The following is a 4047-nucleotide window of genomic DNA, read 5'->3' on the forward strand; positions in this document are numbered from 1 at the left end:
GGGTGCGACCGCACTACCCGTATATCCATTACCGACTGGCCCGGCAGCGCTAATAAGTTTTGTTCAATAGGCAAATAAGCTTCGCCAATAATAGAAACGGGATAATCGTGCAGGAGCGAATAATTTCCCAGTATACTGCCCGCCAAAGAATTTTCAATAGCCAGAACACCAAAATCGGCATCGCCGTTTTTTACGCTGGCAAACACCCGCTGAAAAGTCATGCAGGGTAATATTTGAATATTTTGAGGAGCAAAATACTGCTGGGCCACTACATCGTGGAAAGAAGCGTATCCGCCCTGAATAGCAATAACGGGTGTTGGGTTCATGTTAAAAAAAAAGCCCCGAATTTCGGGGCTTTGGGATTTATATTTTGTTTTTAAACGCAATACTTTTCCTTATTACCCCCGTGAGGTACTAAAAAAAAAGTAGTAATAAAAAGTATTGTTCGTTCTGATTATCATCTATTTAAATTGTGCAGCAAGTATAGGCAACATTATTTTAAAAATCCACTAAAAAGGAATAAATTTTTTTAATGAATAAGCCGAATAGTCAAAAAAATATCAATAAGTAAACTTTTAACCAGCCTAAAAATATTTATTTTATAAAATTACAAAGAAAAATATCGCTCAGGGTGGTATTTTTTATATATTTGGTCAGTTTTAAAATATTTTAGTTCTGAGAACACTTTTATCAAATTTTTTTTCGCCGGCCTGTTTAGCAAAGCTATACTATAATATTGGTGATACTTTTTCTCTGTTTAAATGGTACCAAAGAAGTTTGCTGGCCATTTGCAGTGCGCTTATTTTTATAACCTGGGGTTGTGCCGGTACGCAACCGTTGCCGGTTAATGCTGCTACCAATTCTTTTAACAACCAGTTGCAACGGTATTGCGGACAGAAGTTAAATGGTGTGGTACTTTATCCCACCGGCAAAGAAGCACCTTTTCAGGGCTTGCCTATTTGGTTAGAGGTGGTGACCTGCAACGATAAGGAAATCCGGATGCCGATTCATATTGGCGAAAAAATTTACCGAACCTTGGTGTTAAGCCAGGACAAAACCAGTTATACCCTGCGCCACGAAAATAAACGTCCGGATGGTACCCAGGCTGAAATTTCGATGTACGGCGGCAGAACGACCGGCCCCAAAGATGCTTATTTATTACTTTTCGAGGCCGATAGTTATTCTAAGCAGTTGCTCGGGTCGGAACTGAATTATACCTGGTCATTGGCGTTTAACAACGATAAATCTACCTTAAGTTACCTAATCGAGAATAACGGCAAGCTTACGCTGCAGTTAGATTTTGATTTAACCACTGTAGCTAAGCGGTAAATATTATTAAGCACCAGAGGTATGAATATTTAGCGTACAGATTATCTTTAAGGAAGCAGTAACGACGAATCGCCGTAGCTTAAAAAGCGGTAATCGTTCGCCAGGGCATATTCATAAACCCGCCGCCAATCGGAACCTATAAGTGCCGAAACAAGTAACAATAAAGTGCTTTCGGGCTGATGAAAGTTGGTGATCAATCCTTTTATTATTTTAAATTCATAACCCGGGGCAATAATAACCTGGGTAGTAGCCCGTAAATGCGTTAACTGGTGCTTTTCTAAATAATTAATTAAAGCAGTTAAGGCTTCGTGAGGGGTAGGTTGGTTCTGGGTTTCGTAGGGTAACCATTGCGGTACTTCTAAACTTTGGGGGTTTAAGTCCGGTTCGTGGGCTACGCGCACACCTAACCAATAAAGGCTTTCTAAAGTGCGCAAAGAAGTAGTGCCAACCGGTATAACTGGTCGGGGCAAATGGTCGCGTAACTGAACCAAAGCAGCTACCGATACATATATTTCTTCGCTGTGCATGGCGTGTCCGGCCATGGCTTCTGCTTTTACCGGTTTAAAAGTACCAGCACCTACGTGCAAGGTAACCTCCAGGGATTTTATATGATGTAGTTGTAAATCAGCCAGAATAGCTTCGGTAAAATGCAAACCAGCCGTAGGAGCGGCTACGGCACCTGCTTGTTGGGCATAAACGGTTTGGTAAGTTTCTTTGTCTTGTTCGGTGGCAGCCCGGTTCAGATAAGGCGGCAGTGGTAAATTACCGGCTAATTCCAATATTTCGGCAAAGGAAAGGTTGGCTGGGGCCCAGGTAAATGTAACTAAATAGCTATCGGTGGCTTTTTTACTGCTGGTGGCCGTTAACTGGCCAGTGGTGTTATCGGGTAAATTAAAAGTTAAGGACAGGTGGTCTTCTTTCCAGCGTTTGGCATTTCCTACCAAACATTTCCAGGTGCAGGAACCAGTTTGTTGCATGGCCAGTTGCATGTCGGTTGCGGGTGCTACGGGTTCCAGGCAAAATATCTCAATGGTGGCGCCGGTAGTACGTTTAAATAATAAGCGGGCTTGCACCACTTTCGTATTATTAAAAACCAACAAAGTATCAGAAGGGAGCAACCTAGGTAAGGCGGTAAACATTTTGTCCTGAATGGTGCCCTGGTTGTAAAATAGTAGCCGGGAAGCAGAACGGTTGGCCAGCGGAAAGTGGGCAATCCGGTTTTCGGGTAAATAATACGTAAAATCTCTAATCTGTAATGTCTTTGGGTCGGGGGCCATGTTTACTGCCGAGGTAAATATTTAAGGCAAAAATAGTACAATCTACCCTTATCCTAATTTAAAAAAGCCCAAAGGTTAAATTTTGATTTCTGTATTAAATGAATGATAGCTTAAAATTATAGCTATCCAGAAGTTTGATAGCTTCCAAAGATTATTTGGCTGTATAAGGAAGGCATTTTAAATGCCATTTATGGGCAGATGCTTGATCTTATCCTGGAATGCTCCCGGATTATTTACTCCATAAAAAATTAGTTTAGTGATTTGCATGGCTCGTAGTCTTACCATGTTTACCCAATTCGTTCAGGGCTGCCCGGAAACCTTGGGCCAACGTAGTGGCCGGCCCCTGGCCATAATAGTGCAGGAATATCATGTGAGGCGAATCGCCTAGCATATGATTATGCAAGGCTACTACTTCCAGATTATTTTGGCGGAGCTCTTTAATAACCGGATTTACCTCACTTTGCAGCATCGCAATATCGCCGGCTATGTGTGCCTGCTCTTTATTGCCAGCAAAAGATGCCCAAGAATTTAAACCGATGGAAGGCGTCATTTCGGCTCCCATGGCCATTATGGTCAGGTCATCGCGGCCAATCGTATATTTATAGGTAGGCCCATTTACCACCCCGCTATTTTTTACAATGGCATCCAAGGCCGCAATATCAAAATTCTCTTTACCGGTAACTGTTGGTGCCGAACCAGGCGCAGGCTGGTTAGCCGGAGCTAACTTACTTTTACTAATAGTGGCCGCAAATTTTTTAGCCAAATCTGCGGGTTTGCCCATACCATGCAGGTGCATATAAAAGATGCGCGGTTCTTCGTAGAAAAAATGGTTGTGAATGGCACTCACTTCTAAACCGTTGGCAAGAGCCGCCGAAATTAACGGATTCACCTCTTCTGGCAATAAAACGGTGTCACTCATGAGTATGGCGGTTTTGCCATCTACGGTTTTCTTGATAGATACCCAGCCGCCAAAGCCAAAGGTAATCGGGACGGCTTCTCCTTTAACCGAAACCTTTAGATCGTTGCGGGGTAGTGGTGTGGTATGTGTCGCTTCGGCTTCTTTATAGGTGCCTTTTTTACCCAAGGCTATTTCAATGGCCGTTATTTCGGCGGCGCTCAGCGGTGGCGTTTTTCCTTTTAGCGGAGCAGCACTTAATGCAGTTGCTGTACCTACCAGGGCAGCGGTACCCAGCAATGCTGTAGCTTGTAAGGCCTGCCGACGGGTTAAATATTTATTTATCATGTTCTAAACCGTATAAAAATGATAAGCTATTAATTTATTAGCTGTTAAAAGCACCCCACTGGTTATACCATAATGCACTAAACCGGCTAAAGCACTAATAAATATCCAGGTAATCATGCCAATTTTAAAACGATACATGGCTACAAAGGAGATAATAATCCAAGCCAGACTAAACCAATCAATTTTACTTATGGCCAA

At 42.6% G+C, this 4047-nt stretch carries 5 protein-coding genes; 1 reads left to right on the plus strand and 4 read right to left on the minus strand.

Going from position 1 to position 4047, the window contains the following annotated elements; translation table 11 throughout:
• Nucleotides 1–326 (minus strand): prephenate dehydratase domain-containing protein (locus ACO1R6_RS24010; protein WP_486268175.1); only part of this gene is annotated, 326 nt, incomplete at its 3' end.
• Nucleotides 327–777: 451 nt separating this feature from the next.
• Here ACO1R6_RS24010 and ACO1R6_RS24015 point away from each other — a divergent pair.
• Complete coding sequence (locus tag ACO1R6_RS24015) at nt 778–1329, plus strand: hypothetical protein (RefSeq protein ID WP_486268177.1); 552 nt, start codon at nt 778–780, stop codon at nt 1327–1329.
• A 47-nt stretch (nt 1330–1376) separates the two neighbouring features.
• On the opposite strand, the gene ACO1R6_RS24020 is transcribed toward ACO1R6_RS24015, so the two are convergent.
• The 3 genes from ACO1R6_RS24020 to ACO1R6_RS24030 all read right to left on the minus strand — a co-directional run.
• On the minus strand, nt 1377–2606 hold the full coding sequence (locus ACO1R6_RS24020) for an S-adenosylmethionine:tRNA ribosyltransferase-isomerase (protein WP_486268179.1): 1230 nt from the start codon (nt 2604–2606) through the stop codon (nt 1377–1379).
• 253 nt (nt 2607–2859) lie between these two features.
• Nucleotides 2860–3849: a DUF1259 domain-containing protein gene (locus tag ACO1R6_RS24025; protein WP_486268181.1), complete on the minus strand. Its 990-nt coding sequence runs from the start codon at nt 3847–3849 to the stop codon at nt 2860–2862.
• A gap of 3 nt (nt 3850–3852) precedes the next feature.
• Nucleotides 3853–4047, minus strand: a 195-nt coding sequence (locus ACO1R6_RS24030) for a hypothetical protein (RefSeq protein WP_486268183.1), incomplete at its 5' end; no start/stop codon positions are given.

The sequence above is a fragment of the Adhaeribacter sp. genome (genome assembly GCF_057359045.1).

Bases quoted from the DNA above. Each gene is read 5' to 3' on its own strand.
- ACO1R6_RS24020 (WP_486268179.1), bottom strand. From the start codon at position 2,606: ATGGCCCCCGACCCAAAGACATTACAGATTAGAGATTTTACGTATTAT.
- ACO1R6_RS24025 (WP_486268181.1), bottom strand. From the start codon at position 3,849: ATGATAAATAAATATTTAACCCGTCGGCAGGCCTTACAAGCTACAGCA.